The sequence below is a fragment of the Leucobacter sp. USHLN153 genome, assembly GCF_037145615.1.
Taxonomy (GTDB): Bacteria; Actinomycetota; Actinomycetes; order Actinomycetales; family Microbacteriaceae; genus Leucobacter.
In genome coordinates, this window is sequence record NZ_JBBCXE010000001.1 from 402,371 (window position 1) to 420,828 (window position 18,458).

At 65.7% G+C, this 18,458-nt stretch carries 13 protein-coding genes; 4 read left to right on the top strand and 9 right to left on the bottom strand.

All coding sequences use genetic code 11. The annotated features are described in order from the left end of the window. Positions 1–62: 62 nt before the first annotated feature. The 4 genes from tuf to rpsL all read right to left on the bottom strand — a co-directional run bounded on the left by tuf (position 63) and on the right by rpsL (position 4,514). The gene (gene tuf / locus WFH00_RS01885; protein WP_336658890.1) at positions 63–1,256 is read right to left on the bottom strand and encodes an elongation factor Tu; all 1,194 of its coding nucleotides are present in this window, start codon (positions 1,254–1,256) and stop codon (positions 63–65) included. Between the two features lie 163 nt (positions 1,257–1,419). Then, positions 1,420–3,534 (bottom strand): elongation factor G, encoded by a 2,115-nt coding sequence (gene fusA, locus WFH00_RS01890; protein WP_336658891.1) that lies wholly within the window; start codon positions 3,532–3,534, stop codon positions 1,420–1,422. Positions 3,535–3,672: 138 nt separating this feature from the next. Further along, the gene (gene rpsG / locus WFH00_RS01895) at positions 3,673–4,143 is read right to left on the bottom strand and encodes a 30S ribosomal protein S7 (RefSeq protein ID WP_017885334.1); all 471 of its coding nucleotides are present in this window, start codon (positions 4,141–4,143) and stop codon (positions 3,673–3,675) included. Beyond that, positions 4,143–4,514, bottom strand: a complete 372-nt coding sequence (gene rpsL, locus WFH00_RS01900) for a 30S ribosomal protein S12 (protein ID WP_010156385.1) — start codon at positions 4,512–4,514, stop codon at positions 4,143–4,145. The genes rpsG and rpsL overlap by 1 nt, the downstream gene beginning before the upstream one ends. 552 nt (positions 4,515–5,066) lie before the next feature. Between rpsL and WFH00_RS01905 the strand changes: the two genes are divergently transcribed. Further along, positions 5,067–6,335, top strand: a complete 1,269-nt coding sequence (locus tag WFH00_RS01905; RefSeq protein ID WP_336658892.1) for an MFS transporter — start codon at positions 5,067–5,069, stop codon at positions 6,333–6,335. Between the two features lie 87 nt (positions 6,336–6,422). On the opposite strand, the gene WFH00_RS01910 is transcribed toward WFH00_RS01905, so the two are convergent. The 5 genes from WFH00_RS01910 to rpoB form a co-directional block, all read right to left on the bottom strand. Beyond that, a complete protein-coding gene (locus WFH00_RS01910; RefSeq protein ID WP_336658893.1) occupies positions 6,423–7,061 on the bottom strand; it encodes a spermidine/putrescine ABC transporter substrate-binding protein in 639 nt (212 codons plus the stop codon). Next, positions 7,061–7,543, bottom strand: a complete 483-nt coding sequence (locus WFH00_RS01915) for a hypothetical protein (RefSeq protein ID WP_336658894.1) — start codon at positions 7,541–7,543, stop codon at positions 7,061–7,063. Before WFH00_RS01915 ends, WFH00_RS01910 begins: the two co-directional genes overlap by 1 nt. Then, the gene (locus tag WFH00_RS01920; protein WP_336658895.1) at positions 7,540–8,652 is read right to left on the bottom strand and encodes a hypothetical protein; all 1,113 of its coding nucleotides are present in this window, start codon (positions 8,650–8,652) and stop codon (positions 7,540–7,542) included. The genes WFH00_RS01915 and WFH00_RS01920 overlap by 4 nt, the downstream gene beginning before the upstream one ends. A 184-nt stretch (positions 8,653–8,836) precedes the next feature. After that, complete coding sequence (locus tag WFH00_RS01925; protein ID WP_336658896.1) at positions 8,837–12,730, bottom strand: DNA-directed RNA polymerase subunit beta'; 3,894 nt, start codon at positions 12,728–12,730, stop codon at positions 8,837–8,839. Between the two features lie 42 nt (positions 12,731–12,772). Next, positions 12,773–16,270, bottom strand: a complete 3,498-nt coding sequence (gene rpoB / locus WFH00_RS01930; RefSeq protein WP_336658897.1) for a DNA-directed RNA polymerase subunit beta — start codon at positions 16,268–16,270, stop codon at positions 12,773–12,775. A 348-nt stretch (positions 16,271–16,618) separates the two neighbouring features. On the opposite strand from rpoB, the gene WFH00_RS01935 reads away from it, so the two are divergent. From WFH00_RS01935 to WFH00_RS01945, 3 genes are read left to right on the top strand one after another with little or no spacing between them, the layout of a single operon-like run. Continuing rightward, positions 16,619–17,317 (top strand): phosphatase PAP2 family protein, encoded by a 699-nt coding sequence (locus WFH00_RS01935; RefSeq protein ID WP_336658899.1) that lies wholly within the window; start codon positions 16,619–16,621, stop codon positions 17,315–17,317. A 9-nt stretch (positions 17,318–17,326) separates the two neighbouring features. Continuing rightward, the gene (locus WFH00_RS01940) at positions 17,327–17,602 is read left to right on the top strand and encodes a glutaredoxin domain-containing protein (RefSeq protein WP_336658900.1); all 276 of its coding nucleotides are present in this window, start codon (positions 17,327–17,329) and stop codon (positions 17,600–17,602) included. After that, complete coding sequence (locus tag WFH00_RS01945) at positions 17,599–18,456, top strand: spermidine synthase (RefSeq protein WP_442918763.1); 858 nt, start codon at positions 17,599–17,601, stop codon at positions 18,454–18,456. The genes WFH00_RS01940 and WFH00_RS01945 overlap by 4 nt, the downstream gene beginning before the upstream one ends. The last annotated feature ends 2 nt before the right edge of the window (positions 18,457–18,458 follow it).

An 18,458-nucleotide genomic window follows, 5' to 3' on the forward strand; every position in this document is an offset into this window, starting at 1 on the left:
CGAGTGCACTTCGGGGGTTCTTCACACGACCTCACGGCCGCGAACACACGGTTCGTCGAAAATTACTCGACGATCTTCGTCACCGTGCCGGCGCCGACGGTGCGGCCACCCTCACGGATAGCGAAGCCGAGGCCCTCTTCCATAGCGATCGGCTGGATCAGCTCGACCGTCATATCGGTGGTGTCGCCGGGCATAACCATCGGCTTGTCCTCGGGAAGGGTGATGACACCGGTCACGTCAGTCGTACGGAAGTAGAACTGCGGACGGTAGTTCGTCTCGAACGGGTTGTGACGGCCGCCCTCTTCCTTCTTGAGGATGTAGGCGGTGCCCTCGAACTTGGTGTGCGGGGTGATCGAACCCGGAGCCACGACGACCTGGCCGCGCTCGACGTCCTCGCGCTTGGTGCCGCGGAGCAGCAGACCACAGTTCTCGCCGGCCCATGCCTCGTCGAGCTGCTTGTGGAACATCTCGATGCCGGTGACGGTCGTCTTCTGCGTCGGGCGCAGACCCACGATCTCGACCTCGGAGTTGATCTTCAGCGTGCCACGCTCGGCGCGACCCGTGACGACGGTGCCACGACCGGTGATCGTGAAAACGTCCTCGACGGGCATCAGGAACGGCTTGTCCTTGTCGCGCACCGGATCCGGGATGTTGTCATCCACGGCCTGCATGAGCTCGAGAACGGAGTTGACCCACTTCTCGTTGCCCTGGAGCGCCTCGTAGCCCGAAACGCGGACCACGGGGACGTCGTCTCCCGGGTAACCCTGCTTGGAGAGCTCCTCGCGGACCTCCATCTCGACGAGCTCGAGGATTTCCTCGTCGTCGACCATGTCGCTCTTGTTCAGCGCGACGAGCAGGTAAGGAACGCCGACCTGCTTGGCGAGCAGGATGTGCTCCTTGGTCTGCGCCATCATGCCGTCGGTCGCCGCGACCACGAGGATCGCGCCGTCCATCTGAGCGGCACCGGTGATCATGTTCTTGATGTAGTCAGCGTGACCCGGGGCATCAACGTGCGCGTAGTGGCGCTTGTCGGTCTCGTACTCAACGTGCGAGATGTTGATCGTGATGCCGCGCTGGCGCTCCTCGGGAGCCGAGTCGATCGTGTCGAAGTCGCGCTGCACGTTCACGTCGGACGGGAACTTGTCGGCGAGGGTCTTCGAGATCGCCGCGGTAAGGGTGGTCTTACCGTGGTCAACGTGACCGATCGTTCCGATGTTTACGTGCGGCTTGGTCCGCTCGAACTTGGCCTTCGCCACTATGGTCCTCCTCAGGACGTTGAGTACCCTTGCGACTCCGACGGTTTCGGAGGGCACTGATACGGGGTTGGTGTCACTATGTTACAAGCTCAGCGCATTGATCGCGACCTGAGCGGTTCGGTCGGCGGCGACGCTCTCGGCCGCCGCCGACCAGGGAGCGGTGTTACTCGCCCTTAGCCTTCTGAACGATCTCATCGGCTACAGCCTTCGGCACCTCAGCGTAGGAATCGAAGGTCATCGAGAACACCGCACGACCGCTGGTCTTCGACCGCAGGTCACCGATGTACCCGAACATCTCGGACAGCGGAACGAGCGCGCGTACAACCTTCACGCCGCTCGCGTCCTCCATCGACTGAATCTGTCCACGACGCGAGTTCAGGTCGCCGATCACGTCGCCCATGTACTCCTCGGGCGTACGGACCTCGACGGCCATCAGCGGCTCGAGCAGCACGGGCTGAGCGAGACGCGCGGCCTCCTTGAACGCCATCGAACCGGCGATCTTGAACGCCATCTCCGAGGAGTCGACGTCGTGGTACTGTCCGTCGAGGAGCTGCGCCTTGACGTTTACTACGGGGAATCCGGCGAGGATGCCGTACTGCATGGCGTCCTGGATACCAGCGTCGACCGACGGGATGTACTCGCGCGGCACGCGACCGCCGGTGACCTTGTCCTCGAACTCGTACGTCTTGTCGTCGTCGCTCTCGAGCGGCGCGAGCGAGATCTGCACCTTTGCGAACTGACCGGAACCACCGGTCTGCTTCTTGTGGGTGTAGTCGTACTTGGGAACCTCGCGGCGGATCGTCTCGCGGTAAGCCACCTGGGGCTTGCCGACGTTCGCCTCGACGTTGAACTCGCGCTTCATGCGGTCGACGAGGATGTCGAGGTGGAGCTCGCCCATACCCGCGATCACGGTCTGACCGGTCTCAGCGTTCAGGCTCACGCGGAAGGTCGGATCCTCTTCCGCGAGCTTCTGGATCGCGACGCCGAGCTTCTCCTGGTCGCTCTTGGTCTTCGGCTCGATGGCCACCTCGATCACAGGCTCAGGGAAGGTCATCGACTCGAGCACGACCTGGTTGTTCGGATCCGAGAGGGTGTCACCGGTGGTGGTGTCCTTCAGACCGATCACGGCGTAGATGTTGCCCGCCGTGAGTCGCTCGACCGGGATCTCCTTGTTGGCGTGCATCTGGAAGATCTTGCCGATGCGCTCCTTCTTACCCTTGGTCGAGTTCACGACCTGGGTGCCCGACTCGACCGAGCCCGAGTACACGCGCACGTAGGTCAGACGACCGAAGAAGGGGTGAACGGCGATCTTGAACGCGAGAGCCGAGAACGGCTCGTCCGAAGACGGCTTGCGCTCGATGACGACCGACTCGTCGCGCGGGTCGTGCGCCTCGATCGAGCCCACGTCGAGCGGGTTCGGCAGGAAGTCGACGACGGCGTCTAGCATCGGCTGGATGCCGCGGTTCTTGAAGGCCGAGCCGCAGTACACGGGGTAGATCTCGTTGTTCACGACGAGCTTGCGGATGCCCGCCTTGAGCTCGTCGATCGTGAGCTCTTCGCCAGCGAAGTACTTCTCGAGCAGCGCGTCGTCGCTCTCTGCGACAGCCTCGACGAGCTGCGCGCGGTACTCCTCGGCCTTGGCCTGGAGGTCCTCGGGAATCTCACGGGTTTCATAAGCCGCACCCAGGGAGACGTCGCCCTTGGCGTCGCCTTCCCATACGAATGCCTGCATCGAGAGCAGATCGACGACGCCGACGAAGTCGGACTCCGAGCCGATCGGAAGCTGCATCACGAGCGGCTTCGCGCCGAGGCGGCTGATGATGGTGTCGACCGTGAAGTAGAAGTCGGCGCCCATCTTGTCCATCTTGTTGACGAAGCAGATGCGGGGCACGCCGTACTTGTCAGCCTGACGCCAGACGGTCTCGGACTGGGGCTCAACGCCCTCCTTGCCATCGAACACGGCGACTGCGCCGTCGAGCACGCGCAGCGAACGCTCCACCTCGACCGTGAAGTCGACGTGACCGGGCGTATCGATGATGTTGACCTGGTTCTTGTTCCAGAAGCACGTGACGGCAGCGCTGGTAATGGTGATACCGCGCTCCTTCTCCTGCTCCATCCAGTCAGTCGTCGAAGCACCGTCGTGGGTTTCACCCAGCTTGTGGTTTACACCCGTGTAGAACAGGATGCGCTCGGTCGTGGTGGTCTTGCCGGCATCGATGTGCGCCATGATGCCGATGTTGCGGACCTTACTCAGGTCGGTGAGCACGTCTTGTGCCACGGGGTTCTCCTCCGGGGTGGGGGTGAAAGTTTGGGAGATCGCGAAGCGGAGGACCGTCTCGCGGTGCTGGCCCGCAGACGGTGTGCGGAATCACTCATGGTGATCCCGCACACCGAAGCTGCCAGCGGTAGTGCGCGCTTACCAGCGGTAGTGCGCGAATGCCCGGTTCGACTCGGCCATCTTGTGCGTGTCCTCGCGACGCTTGACCGCAGCTCCGAGACCGTTCGAAGCATCGAGGATCTCGTTGGTGAGGCGGTCGGTCATCGAGTTCTCGCGACGAGCCTTCGCGTAGCTGGTGAGCCAGCGGAGCGCGAGGGTGTTCGCGCGGTGAGGCTTGACCTCCACCGGAACCTGGTAGGTGCTGCCGCCGACGCGGCGCGAACGGACCTCAAGGGTGGGGCGCACGTTGTCGAGCGCCTTCTTGAGTACCGTCACGGCGTCCTGGCCGGACTTCTCGGCAACGTTCTCGAGTGCACCGTAGACGATGCGCTCTGCGAGACCCTTCTTGCCATCAAGCAGGATCTTGTTGACGAGCTGGCTGACTACGGGCGAACCGTAGACCGGATCTGCAACGACGGGGCGCTTGGGAGCGGGACCTTTACGGGGCATTACTTCACCTTCTTTGCACCGTAGCGGCTACGAGCCTGCTGGCGATCCTTGACCGCCTGCGTGTCGAGCGCGCCGCGCACGATCTTGTAACGAACACCGGGGAGATCCTTCACACGACCGCCGCGCACGAGCACGAGCGAGTGCTCCTGCAGGTTGTGGCCCTCGCCGGGGATGTAAGCGGTCACCTCGGTGCCGTTGCGGAGCTTCACACGAGCGACCTTGCGCATCGCCGAGTTCGGCTTCTTCGGGGTGGTGGTGTACACGCGCGTGCACACACCGGCCTGCTGCGGGTTCGCCTTCAGGGCGGGAGCCTTGGTCTTAGTGACCTTCGGCGACCGGCCCTTCCGAACCAACTGCTGAATGGTAGGCAATCGTTCTCCTCATTCGTCCTGCACGGTGACAGGAATGCTTCAATGGATGAGCATGTGCGTCCGCTTGCGCGTCCGCGGACCTGCTGTTTCGCCGAGACGGAACGGAGTGCAGGTATGCCGTGGGGGTGCGCCTCGTGAGAGGCGTCCGAACCCTATAGCGCAGTCCCTCGGTTTCGAAGTGCAGGCACGACGGAATCGGTGGAATACACCAAAAGACAACTATACGCGCGCCGTCGGGCTTGCGCAACGCGCGCCTCCCCCACACTCGGCCGGAAGTTCGCCGGGCGAACTACTGCAGTTCGACCGCTCCGCGCGCACGTCCACCTCAGGCGCTTACCGCGTCGGCAGTCGGTGCTACGTTGCATATTCGTGACGGGCGTCACGTTTTCGCCAGTCGCGCTTCGCTTCCGGCAAGGCGGTATGGGCCCGGCGCGCTAGCGCCGACCATCCGGAGTGACGCCTGCACCGCAATGCAGCAACTCGGCATCCCAGTCAAAGGAGACGTCAATGTCCGCTCCCTCATCCAGTGATACACGAACCGCGAGGTGGCCCGTGCCACCAGCAGTCACTCGTATTGTGCTGTTCAGCTGCTGGCTCGCGGTACTCGCTGACGGCTACGACATCGGCGTCATCGGGGCCGTCATCCCCGCTCTCGCGGAGCATGCGGCGTGGGCGTTGAGCCCCGTCGAAATCGGCGGACTCGCGTCATGGGCGCTCGTCGGCATGCTCATCGGAGCCCTGTTCATCGGCACGCTGAGCGACCGGCTGGGTCGCAAGCGAATGCTGCTCATCTCGATGGCGATCTTCACCTCGATGCAGCTCGGCGCCGCCCTGGCGCCGACGCCCGAACTCTTCGGCCTCTTCCGCTTCCTCGGCGGCCTCGGCATGGGCGGTGTCATCCCTGTGGCGGCAGCACTCACCATCGAGTTCTCGCCGCCGCACCGTCGCTCACTGAACTACGGCATCATGTACTCCGCGTACTCGATCGGCATCGTCCTCGCATCGGTCGTTGCCATGGGTCTGCTGCCGGTCCTGGGCTGGCGCTGGGTGATCGGAATCGGCGCCGCGCCGATCCTGCTGCTGCCCGTGATCGCGAAGATCCTCCCCGAGTCCCTCGAGTCTCTCGAGAACCGCGGTCACCACGACCGCGCGATCGCGCAGGCCTCGCGACTGCGCATCGAGCCCTACGTGCCCACCGTTCAGGCTTCTCCGACGGGCGAGAAAGTCTCCTGGCAGCGCATCCTCGGGCAGCTCTTCTCGCTCCGCTACCTTCCTTCCACGATTTTCTTGTGGATCACGCTGTTCGCCGGCCTCCTGCTCGTCTACGGCCTGAACTCGTGGCTCCCCCAGATCATGCGCGGCGCTGGCTATGACCTCGGCCCGGCGCTCGCGTTCCTCCTGGTGTTCAGCCTGTCCGCGGCCGTCGGCGGGCTCGCGCTGGGCTGGCTGTCCGATCGCTACGGCGTGCGCCTCGTGATGATCATCGCCTACGCGGTCGGCGGCGTCGCCGTGCTGCTCATGCAGTACCCGAACTCGATGCTGATCAACCTCACGCTCGCGGGCATTGCCGGTATCGGCTCGATCTCCACCTCGCTCGTGGTGACCGGGTACATCACCGACTACTATCCGGCCGCGATCCGTGCGACGGCGGTCGGCTGGGCGCTGAGCTTCGCCCGCATCGGTGCGATCTCCGGTCCCCTGCTTGGCGGAGTGCTCGCATCGCCCGGCATCGGACAGGAGTGGAGCTTCATCGCCTTCGCGATCGTCGCGGTCGTCGCGGCCATCGGCATGGCGCTCGTGCCGAAGCGCGTCACCTCCTGACCTGAGCGCAAGAGCGGGGTCGCACGTCGAGTGCGCCCCGCTCTTGCGCTGCCCGGAGAAGCAGGGTGGTGATCCACCGACATCGTCTCAGCGCGGCGGCTCGAGGCCGCGACTGAGTTCGTCGAGCATCTCGCGCACCTGCGGCTCCACGAAGCGCTCTACGGCGGACTGGATGCGCGGCCGATGCGGCATCAGGGCGAAGCAGACCGCACGGCCCACTTCTTCGGCCTGCGCGTCAGCGAGCTCGATCTCACGGCGGATCCGCGCCTTCTCTTCACCGCTCAGCGGCGGCCGCGGCAACGGGGGCTCTGGTCGAGACTCCTCGGCAAGGCCCGCGAGTGTGAATAGGAACGGCTGATCCACCTCCTCGGGCTCCGGGTCGGGATCGAGCCCTTCGTACTCCGGCGCCAGGCCGCTTGCCGGGTCGTACCCACCGGCGTCCCACATTTCGGCGTTCTCGAGTTCAGCGTGGAGGGCCGGGAGCGACGAGGCCGTGAACTCGTCCACCTGGCGATCGATGATCCGCTGCATGCGGGCGACCAGTGCGTGAAGTACCTGGTGCGGCACGTCATTGGTGAGACCGGCGGCCGAGAGGATCGGCGAACCCGTGCACCGCCGGCAGACACGGGCCCGTCCGCGGTGTGTGCCCGGGCTCCAGCCCGGCACCCAGCGCAGCCACGCGTCGACCGCCGCGGTCACGCGAACCTCGATCGGCGGCGTCGCCATTACTCATCCTCCGGGTGGCGCTCCCACGGCCAGCGAGGGGCGGGGCGGTCCGTGTAGACGCGGCGCGCCAGCACCGCCCAGAACAGGAGCGCGGCGATGAGCCAGATCACTGGAAGCACCGCTGCGAACGGGCTGAGCCACGTCTCGGCGACGCTCATCCCGCCGAGCATCCCCGCGAGATTCCACCAGAGGTACACGCCAACAGCGAGTACGACGATGATTCCCCATGAGGGCGAACGTCTCCCCCGAAGCAATACGAGTGCCGTGATCCAAAGCCCCCAGCCCAGCGCCATGAGAGCGATGAACACCAGCAGCGGCGCTACCCACACCGGCACGGACTCAGTGGAGACGGGCTGGCGATCCGCAAAGAGGGCGATCCCGCCCCACACCGCAACCGTCAGCGCGGTCGCAACGATCACCGCGGCGCACACTAATCCCCCGACGTAGCCGCGGGTGACGCCGCGCCTCGGGGACTCGGTCATGACCGCGATTCGGCCTTCGACTCTGCGAGCGCTGTCTCGTATGCGGCGAGCTCGCGCGCGTTGCGGAGCTTCATGCGTCGGCCGCGAGCGCCGATCCACGCCCCAAACCAGACTGTTGCTTCTCGCGCTACCAGTGCGGCCCCGAGCGCCGGGACCGTCAGGCCGAAGCGGGTGACGAGCGTGTGAAGGTCGCCCGACCAACCCCGTGTCCCACCGAGCATCTCTCCGGGTGTCTCAAACGGGGTGCCGAAGTACGCGAGCGCGACCGTCACCGCAGCCCAGACGAGGGCGGCGACGACGAATCCGCCGAGCACATACGCCCACCACCCGGCGCGGCCGACGATCAGGACGATCAACGCGAGCCCGACGAAGAACGCCACCACCGCGGCGATCGCAGGCCATGAGGTGATCCACGGAAGGAAAGCGTCAGTCAGGAAGGTCGACGGCGGATAGGTGGGCGCGAGCCAGAGCGCGAGCACACCCGCGAACACGAGCGCGAAGCCAACTGTTGCGACGAGAGCGATCAACACGCCCGCGCCCCGGTTGCCTTTCATGTCCGGCGGGATCGGCGACTGCAGGTAGAGCCCGGCCATGGGGTGATCGGGGCTGATGCGGATCTCGCCGTCGCGCGCCGCGGGTACCGGAGTACCCGCAGAGGGGAGCTCGTGCAGACCTGGCAGGGCCTCCCTCTCCTCGCGCGTCATGGACGGTTTGATCGGGGGCAGCGCGGATCCCGGCGTATCGAGATCGAGCTGCGTATCGAGTTGCGAGAGTTCCGCGCGGCGCGCATCTTCACGAGAGGCTGCGTCGGTCTCCACTGCGGAATCGGCGTCGCGAGCGGCACCGGCGGCGGCCGACGAACTCGCACCGACAGTGGCGTTCGATGCCTCCGCCTTGGCACGCGATCCCGCGGGCGCCGCGGACAACTCGGAGCTGCTCATCTCGCCGCGCTCGTCGGATCCGTTCGCGCTTGTCGTCTTGGACCGCTCGACCGCCCGAAGCACTTCGGTGCGACTCGCCTCAGATTCCTCGATCGGAGCACCGGGGGAAGTCGTATTTTCGGGGTCTGAACTGACCCTCGATGCGATTGCCTCGCGCTCGTCGCTCATCGCTTCACCTCTCGTAGCGGCTCGAGGTGCCCGGCAATTCCGGCGCCGGACACGAACTCTGTGCGGCAACAGTACAAGGTTACTCCGCGATCTTGCGGCTCACGCGCCGAAAGCGCTGAAGCCGGAAGCACGAAAACGGCCGCCCGCACCGATTGGTGCGAGCGGCCGTTCTCGGTGGCGCTACTTAGCTGTAGTTACCGGGGTTGAATTCGTCAGCGGTGAAGCTGTCGAAGTCGACGAACGAGAGGTCGTTCTCGTCGAAGGTGCCCTCGGTCGCGAACAGACGGTTCGGGTACCGCTCCGCCTTCGCCTCCTCGGTCGCCTCCACGTCGACGTCGCGATACACGCCCAGGCCGGTGCCGGCCGGGATGAGCTTACCGATGATGACGTTCTCCTTGAGACCGATGAGCGGATCCTTCGATCCCTCCATCGCCGCCTGCGTGAGCACGCGGGTCGTCTCCTGGAACGACGCGGCCGACAGCCACGACTCGGTCGCGAGCGAGGCCTTGGTGATACCCATGACCTCGGGGCGCGCGGTGGCCGCACGCTTCGACTCGAGCAGCGCCTCGCGGTTGATCCGCTGGTAGCGCGCGCGGTCGACGAGCTCGCCCGGGAGCAGCTCAGTCTCGCCGTGATCGACCACCGTCACCTTGCGCAGCATCTGGCGCACGATGACCTCGATGTGCTTGTCGTGGATCGGCACGCCCTGCGAACGGTACACGCCCTGCACACCCTCAACGAGGTACTTCTGCACCGCGCGCTCGCCCGGGATGTGCTTCCCGTTCTCAGTGGAGCCGACCTGCAGGATGTCCTTCGGGTCGAGCGTTCCGGCGAGGAACGGCTGGCCGAGCTCGACGTGATCGCCGTCCTCGACGATCAGCGTGGCGCGCTTCAGCACGGGGTACGCCTTCTCCTCGGTTCCGTCGTCCGGCGTGAGGAGGATGCGGCGGCTCTTCTCGGTGTCCTCGATCACCACGCGGCCTGCGGCCTCGGCGATCGGGGACGCACCCTTCGGGGTACGCGCTTCGAAAAGCTCCTGCACGCGGGGCAGACCCTGCGTGATGTCGTCAGCCGATGCCGAACCACCCGTGTGGAAGGTACGCATCGTCAGCTGCGTACCGGGCTCACCGATCGACTGCGCCGCGATAATGCCCACAGCCTCGCCGATGTCGACGCGCTGACCGGTCGCGAGCGAGCGGCCGTAGCAGGTCGCGCAGACGCCGACCGCCGACTCGCAGGTGAGCACGGAGCGCACCTTGATCTCGGTGACGCCGCCCTCGACGAGCTTCTCGATGAGCACGTCGCCCACGTCCTCGCCCGCAGCCGCAACCACGGTGCCGTCGCCGTTCACCGCGTCAGCGGCGAGCGTCCGTGCGTACACCGAGTTCTCCACGTTTTCGTCGCGCACGAGCACGCCGTTAGCGTCCGCCGCAGCGATCGGGAGGTCGAGGCCACGACGAGTGCCGCAGTCCTCTTCACGAATGATGACGTCCTGCGACACGTCGACGAGACGACGGGTCAGGTAGCCCGAGTCCGCGGTACGGAGCGCGGTGTCGGCGAGACCCTTACGCGCACCGTGGGTCGCGATGAAGTACTCCGCCACCGACAGGCCCTCACGGTACGAGTTGATGATCGGGCGCGGGATGATCTCGCCCTTCGGGTTCGACACCAGGCCGCGCATGCCCGCGATGTTGCGAATCTGCAGCCAGTTACCACGAGCGCCCGACGACACCATGCGGTAGATGGTGTTGTCCTCGGGGAACTGCTCGCGCATCGCCGCAGCCACCTCGTCGGTCGCCTCGGTCCAGATCTCGGTCAGCGCCTTCTTACGCTCGCTGTCCTGGATCATGCCGCGATCGTAATCGCGCTGCACCTTGGCGGCACGCTGCTCGTGCTCCGAGATGATCTCCGCCTTGTTCGACGGCGTCACGACGTCGGAGAGCGAGACCGTCACACCCGAGCGCGAGGCCCAGTGGAAGCCCGCGTCCTTGATGCGGTCGAGGGTCGCGGCGACCTCGGTCTTGGGGTAGCGCTCGGCGAGGTCGTTGACCAGGCCCGAGAGCGATCCCTTGTCAGCCACCCGCTCGAAGTACGGATAGTCGGTCGGCAGCGCCTCATTGAAGATCGCGCGTCCGAGCGAGGTCTCCACGAGCACCGGCTTCTCGGACGTGACACCGTTCTCGTCGGTGTATCCGAGGAGGCGGATCTTCGCCAGCGCACCCAGATCAAGCGTTCCCTCGTCCATCGCGAGGATCGCCTCGGCGATCGAGCCGAACGCGCGGCCGGTGCCGGGAGCGTCCTTCTTGATCGTCGTGAGGTGGTGCAGGCCGATGATCATGTCCTGCGAGGGCAGGGTCACCGGACGGCCGTCCGACGGCTTCAGGATGTTGTTCGAGGCGAGCATGAGCACGCGGGCCTCTGCCTGAGCCTCGACCGAGAGCGGCAGGTGAACTGCCATCTGGTCGCCGTCGAAGTCCGCGTTGAAGGCGGCGCAGACGAGCGGGTGCAGCTGGATCGCCTTGCCCTCAACGAGCTGCGGCTCGAAGGCCTGGATACCCAGACGGTGCAGGGTCGGTGCGCGGTTGAGCAGCACCGGACGCTCGCGGATGATCTCCTCGAGCACGTCCCAGACCTCGGAGCGCGCGCGCTCCACCATGCGCTTTGCGGCCTTCACGTTCTGCGCGTGCGACAGATCCATGAGGCGCTTGATCACGAACGGCTTGAACAGCTCGAGCGCCATCTGCTTCGGCAAACCGCACTGGTGCAGCTTGAGCTGCGGGCCGACGACGATGACCGAACGGCCCGAGTAATCGACGCGCTTGCCGAGCAGGTTCTGGCGGAAGCGACCCTGCTTGCCCTTGAGCATGTCGCTCAACGACTTCAGTGCGCGGTTGCCGGTGCCCGTGACGGGGCGGCCGCGGCGGCCGTTGTCGAACAGTGCGTCGACGGCCTCCTGCAGCATGCGCTTCTCGTTGTTCACGATGATCTCGGGAGCACCGAGGTCGAGCAGACGACGCAGACGGTTGTTGCGGTTGATCACGCGACGGTAGAGATCGTTCAGATCCGAGGTCGCGAAGCGGCCACCGTCGAGCTGCACCATCGGGCGCAGCTCGGGAGGGATCACCGGAACGACGTCCAGCACCATCGCAGCCGGGCTCGCGCCCGTCTGCAGGAAGGAGCTGACGACCTTGAGGCGCTTAATCGCGCGGATCTTCTTCTGGCCCTTGCCCTCGGCGATCTGCAGGTGCAGCGTCTCTGACTCGGCCGCGAGATCGAAGGACTCGAGGCGCTTCTTGATCGCCTCGGCGCCCATGTACGCCTCGAAGTAATCGCCGTAGCGATCCTGCAGGTCCGCGAAGACCGCGTCCTCGGGCTTGAGGTCGCCGACCTTGAGGTTGCGGAAGTCCTCCCACACGCGCTGCAGACGAGCGATGTCGTCGTCGAAGCTCTTGCGGATGGCGGTCATTTCCTTCTCCGCCGAGGCCTCGGCGCGACGGCGCTGATCAGCCTTCGCACCCTCTGCCTCGAGCGCGGCGAGGTCGGACTCGGCCTGCTGCTGACGCTGAGCGATCGCGATGTCGCGCTGATCCTCAAGAGCCTTCAGCTCGAGACGGAGCTCCGCCTCCAGCTCGCCCAGATCTTCGTGGCGGCCCTCTTCATCGATGTCGATGATCATGTACGCAGCGAAGTAGATGACCTTCTCGAGATCCTTCGGCGCCATATCGAGCAGATAACCGAGACGCGACGGCACACCCTTGAAGTACCAGATGTGCGTCACGGGAGCCGCGAGCTCGATGTGCCCCATGCGCTCACGACGAACGCTGGACTTCGTCACCTCGACGCCGCAGCGCTCGCAGACGATGCCCTTGTAACGTACGCGCTTGTACTTGCCGCACGCGCACTCCCAGTCACGGCTGGGCCCGAAGATCTGCTCGCCGAACAGACCATCCTTCTCGGGCTTCAGCGTGCGGTAGTTGATGGTCTCCGGCTTCTTGACCTCGCCGAACGACCAGCTGCGGATGTCCTCGGCCGTAGCGAGGCGGATCTGCAGCTCGTTGAAACTCGTACCCTCGAGCAAAATGTTCTCCTTGGGGATGTTCTAAAAGTGAAGGTGTCCGGCTTAGATCTCGTCGATCGACGAGGATTCGAAGCGGCTGGAGAGGTTAATGCCGAGCTCTTCCGCGGTGCGGTGGGCCTCATCGTCGTTGTCGCGCAGGTTGACGGCGTTGCCGTCGGCACCCAGCACCTCGACGTTCAGGCAGAGCGACTGCATCTCCTTCATGAGCACTCGGAAGGACTCGGGGACACCGGGCTCGGGGATGTTCTCGCCGCGCACGATCGCCTCGTACACCTTCACACGGCCGAGGATGTCATCCGACTTCACCGTGAGCAGCTCCTGCAGCGCGTATGCCGCACCGTAGGCCTCGAGCGCCCACACCTCCATCTCACCGAAGCGCTGGCCGCCGAACTGGGCCTTACCGCCCAGCGGCTGCTGCGTGATCATCGAGTAGGGGCCCGTGGAGCGCGCGTGGATCTTGTCGTCCACGAGGTGGTGCAGCTTCAGGATGTACATGTAGCCGACCGAGATCGGGTACGGGTACGGTTCACCCGAACGGCCATCGAACAGGCGCGTCTTGCCGGAGGAGTCGATGAGTCGCTCACCGTCTCGCGTCACGAGCGTCGAGTCGAGCAGACCCGCGATCTCCGCTTCGGAAGCGCCGTCGAACACCGGGGTCGCGACCTTGGTGTTCGGAGCGGCCTCGAGGGCCTGCTGCGAGAGCTTCGCGGCCCACTCGGGAGCGCCCTCGACCTTCCAGCCCTGCTTGGCGATCCAGCCGAGGTGGACCTCGAGCACCTGCCCGAAGTTCATTCGACCCGGGATACCCAGCGGGTTCAGGATCACGTCGACCGGCGTGCCGTCTGCGAGGAACGGCATGTCTTCGACGGGGAGGATCTTCGAGATGACGCCCTTGTTGCCGTGACGACCGGCGAGCTTGTCACCCTCGGTGATCTTGCGCTTCTGAGCGATGTACACGACCACGCGCTGGTTGACGCCCGAGCCGAGCTCGTCGTCGTTGTCGTTCTCCGCGTCGAACACCTTGACCGAGGTCACCGTGCCCGAGACGCCGTGCGGCACCTTGAGGGAGGTATCGCGCACTTCGCGGCTCTTCTCATTGAAGATCGCGCGGAGCAGGCGCTCCTCGGCGGAGAGCTCGGTCTCGCCCTTCGGCGTGACCTTGCCCACGAGGATGTCGCCGGGCGAGACCTCGGCGCCGATGCGGATGATGCCGCGTTCGTCCAGATCCTTGAGCGCCTCCATGCTGGCGTTGGGGAGATCGCGGGTGATCTCCTCCTTGCCGAGCTTGGTGTCGCGCGCGTCGACGTCGTACTCCTCGATGTGGATCGACGAGAGCGTGTCGTCCTTCACCAGGTTCTGGCTCAGGATGATCGCGTCCTCGAAGTTGTGGCCCTCCCACGACATGAACGCCACGAGGAGGTTCTTGCCGAGCGCGAGCTCACCGTTCTCGGTCGCGGGGCCGTCGGCGATGACCTCGCCGGCCTCGATCCGCTCGCCCGCCTTCACGATGACGCGGTGGTTGTAGTTCGTGCCCTGGTTCGAGCGATCGAACTTACGCATGAAGTAGCTCTTCGAGCCGCCCTCATCGTGCTCGATGGTCACGAAGTCAGCCGATACTTCGGAAACGACGCCCGACTTCTCGGCGGTGACGACGTCACCCGCGTCGATAGCGGCGTAGCCCTCCATACCGGTGCCGACGACCGGCGACTCGCTGCGAACGAGCGGCACGGCCTGACGCTGCATGTTCGCACCCATGAGGGCGCGGTTCGCATCGTCGTGCTCGAGGAACGGGATGAGCGAGGTCGCGACCGACACCATCTGGCGCGGCGACACGTCCATGTAGCCGACGCGATCCGCGTCGACCATGATGACCTCTGAGCCGCGGGGGCGCGCGAGCACCTGCTTCTCCGCGAAGTGGCCGTCCTCCGTGAGGGGCGCACCAGCCTGCGCGATGAGGTACTCGTCCTCCTCGTGCGCGGTGAGGTAATCGACCTGGTCGGTCACCTTGCCTTCGACGACGCGGCGGTACGGGGTCTCGATGAAGCCGAACGCGTTGATGCGCGCGAAGGTTGCGAGAGCGCCGATCAGACCGATGTTCGGGCCTTCAGGGGTCTCGATCGGGCACATGCGGCCGTAGTGCGACGGGTGAACGTCGCGGACCTCGACGCCCGCACGATCGCGCGAGAGGCCGCCCGGGCCGAGGGCCGAGAGACGACGCTTGTTGGTCAGGCCCGCGAGCGGGTTGTTCTGATCCATGAACTGCGACAGCTGCGAGGTGCCGAAGAACTCCTTGATCGCGGCCAGCACGGGGCGCGTGTTGATCAGGGTGTTCGGCGTGATCGCCTCGATGTCCTGCGTCGTCATGCGCTCGCGCACGACGCGCTCCATGCGGCTGAGGCCGGTGCGGACCTGGTTCTGGATCAGCTCACCCACCGCGCGGATGCGGCGGTTGCCGAAGTGATCGATGTCGTCGGTCTCGAGGCGCACGTCGACCGGCTGGCCCTCGCGGGTGCCGGGGAGCGTCTCGGTGCCTGCGTGCAGGCCCACGAGGTACTTGATCGTCGCAACGATGTCTTCGAGCGACAGCACCGAGTCGGTGATGGGGGCGTCGACGCCGAGCTTGCGGTTGATCTTGTAGCGGCCGACCTTCGCGAGGTCGTAGCGCTTCGGGTTGAAGTAGCTGTTGTCGAGGAGCGCACGCGCCGCCTCGATCGCAACCTGCTCGCCCGGGCGCTGCTTGCGGTAGATGTCCTTGAGCGCCTCTTCCTGCGTGAGGATCGCGTCCTTCTCGAGGGTGAGCGCGATCGACTCGTAGCCGGCGAACTCCTCGAGGATCTCCTCGCTCGTCATACCGAGCGCCTTCAGGAAGACCGTGACCGACTGCTTGCGCTTGCGGTCGATGCGGACGCCGACCTGATCGCGCTTGTCGACCTCGAACTCGAGCCATGCACCGCGGCTCGGGATCACGCGTGCGGTGAAGACGTCCTTATCGCTCGTCTTCTCCTGCGCGCGCTCGAAGTAGACGCCCGGGCTACGGACGAGCTGCGACACGATGACGCGCTCAGTGCCGTTGATGATGAACGTGCCCTTGTCGGTCATGAGCGGGAAATCGCCCATGTAGACCGTCTGGCTCTTCAGCACCTGGGTCTCGGTGTTGTAGAAGGCCGCCTCGACGTACAGCGGCGCGGCGTAAGTCTTGCCGCGCTCCTTGCACTCCTCGATGGTGAACTTCTGCTCGTCGAGAATCGGGTTCTCGAACGACAGCTGCATGGTGCCAGCGTTGTCTTCGATCGGCGAGATCTCATCGAAGATCTCCTCGAGGCCGCTCTTCAGCGCGATGTCATCGCGCCCCTGAGCCTGCGCCTCAACGACGCGTGACTTCCACGTGTCGTTGCCGACGAGCCAATCGAAGCTCTCGAGCTGCAGTGCCAGCAGGTTCGGCACCGACAGCGTGTCGGAAATCTTGGCGAAGGAAAGCCGCTGGTGATCGCGGCCGTTCTTCGGGTTCTGGGTGGACGATGCGTTGCGCGCAGCAGCCAAGGAAACTACCTCCGTGGGCCCCGTCGGGCCGGTTGACCTGGTCTTGCGAGAATTGCTTCTGGATCACGCGAGCGAGGCTCATCTGCGCTTTCGCGCCAGCTCCCGGGGCCTCCCGCTATTTGAAGGCACACTGGTGTCCGTAGTGCAACTATCAACTGTATCAGCGTCGATACCAGTTGTCTAGCGCTCGTCAGCGCTTATCCGCGGCGCGGCGCGAGATGCTTATCCGCGGCGCGGCGCGAGATGCTCCATCGCACCAGACGCGTCTTCGCAACGCGGCGGATCGCGATGCGCGCCCGACCGGAACATCTGGGCGGATTCCCCACCTGCCTGCACTAGCGTAACGGAATGGCCCCGATCGAACGACCGAGCCCGCCCCTTCCGTCTCCGGGGGCTGTGCGCCGAACACTTCCCCGGGCCGCCGTGGTGACGGCCTTCGTCGCCGTCGCCCTGGTTGCCGCGTTCGGTGTCCTCCTCCGGTTCACCGGAGCGGGCCCACTCGGGATCGACGCCTGGTGGAGCGAGGCCGTCTCGGTCCAGCGGGGAACGGCACCGTACGCGGTCGCGGTCTTCCTCGCGCAGATCGGTTCCGGGGCGGGCGGAGCGGCGTGCGTCGCGATCCTCGCGGCTCTGTGTTTCGCGATGCGCCGCCCGCGCGATGCCCTCTCCGTGGCCACGGCCGCGCTATTCGGTGTCGCCGCATCGGAGGCGGTGAAGGCGCTGGTGCTCCGATCCCGCCCCTCCGGGTCGCTCTATGAGAGCTTCGGGGCGTCGTACCCCTCGGGCCACTCGATGGGTGCGGCGGTGATCGCGGTTTCCGCGGCGCTCATCGCCCTCGGGTCCGAGCGCATCAGCGCCCGTCTTGCCCAATGGATCGTCGCGGCGGCGGTGCTCTGGATCGGGGTGATGATGTGGAGCCGAACTGCACTGCACGTGCACTGGCTGACCGACACGATCGCGGGTGCGCTGCTCGGCATGGCCTGCGCGATCTTGGCGAGGCGCGTATGGTTCGGCCCGCGGGCCGTCGATGTCCGTGGTCCGGCGTAGGCTGAAGTCATGACTCAGGAGACCGACTCTTCCGCTGAGACCGTCATTTTCGGCGCCGACTGGTGCGGTGACTGCCGCCGCGCGAAGCTCATCTTCGACCGTTCGGGCACTCCCTACCGCTACGTCGATCTCGTGCAGGATCCGGCGGCCGCAGAGGTCGCACGCGACATCAGCGGCCGCACGAACATCCCCGTGATCCTGTACCCCGACGCGACCCACCAGGTGGAGCCGTCGAACGCCGACATGCTCCGCAAGATCGAAGAACTCGGACTCTCGCGGTCGTGAGGCCTCTGCCCGAACCGGTCACGCTCTCCTCGGGGCTGCGCGCCGAGGTCGAAGAGGACCGTTGGGTTCCGGGAGCCGTGCAGCTGCTCGTCGACGGCACCCCGCAATCACACGTGAACCTTCGCGACCCGTCGGAGCTTTTCTTTGAGTACATCCGCCGCATCGGCCACGTCATCGACCTGTTCAGGCCCGCTGGGGCTCCGATCTCCGCACTCCACTTGGGCGGGGGCGCGTTCACGCTCCCCCGCTACGTCGAGGAGCTTCGCCCGGGCAGCCGCCAGCAGGTGATCGAGCTCGAAGGAGCACTCGTAGATCTCGTGCGCGAGGCCGCCCCGCTGCCGAAGCGCGCGAGCATTCGCGTTCGTCGCGGCGATGCGCGCGATGTCGTGTCGCGCCTCCCCCAGGGCATGCACGGCGCGATGGACCTCATCGTTGTCGACATCTTCGCCGGAGCACGCACCCCGGCGCACGTTTCGAGCGTCGAGTTCTACGAGTTGCTGCGTCCCCTCCTCGCCCCCGGCGGCATCATCGTCGTGAATGCGGCGGACGGGAAGGGGTTGCCGTTCGTGCGCGGGCAAGCGGCGACGCTCAACGCCCTCTTCACATCGGTCGTCGCGATCGCCGAGCCCCAGGTGCTCAAGGGCCGACGCTTCGGCAACGTCGTCTTCGTCGCTTCAGACGACGACCTCGAAGCGCTCGACTGGCTCCCCCGTCTCCTGGCCGGCGGGCCGCACCCCGCGCGGATGCTCGTGGGCCGTGAGTTCGACGAGCTGGCGCGCGGCACCGCTCCCGTCACCGATGCCACGGCTGTCGCATCTCCCGCTCCGGCGCGCGAGCTGTTCGAGCGAGGCTGATC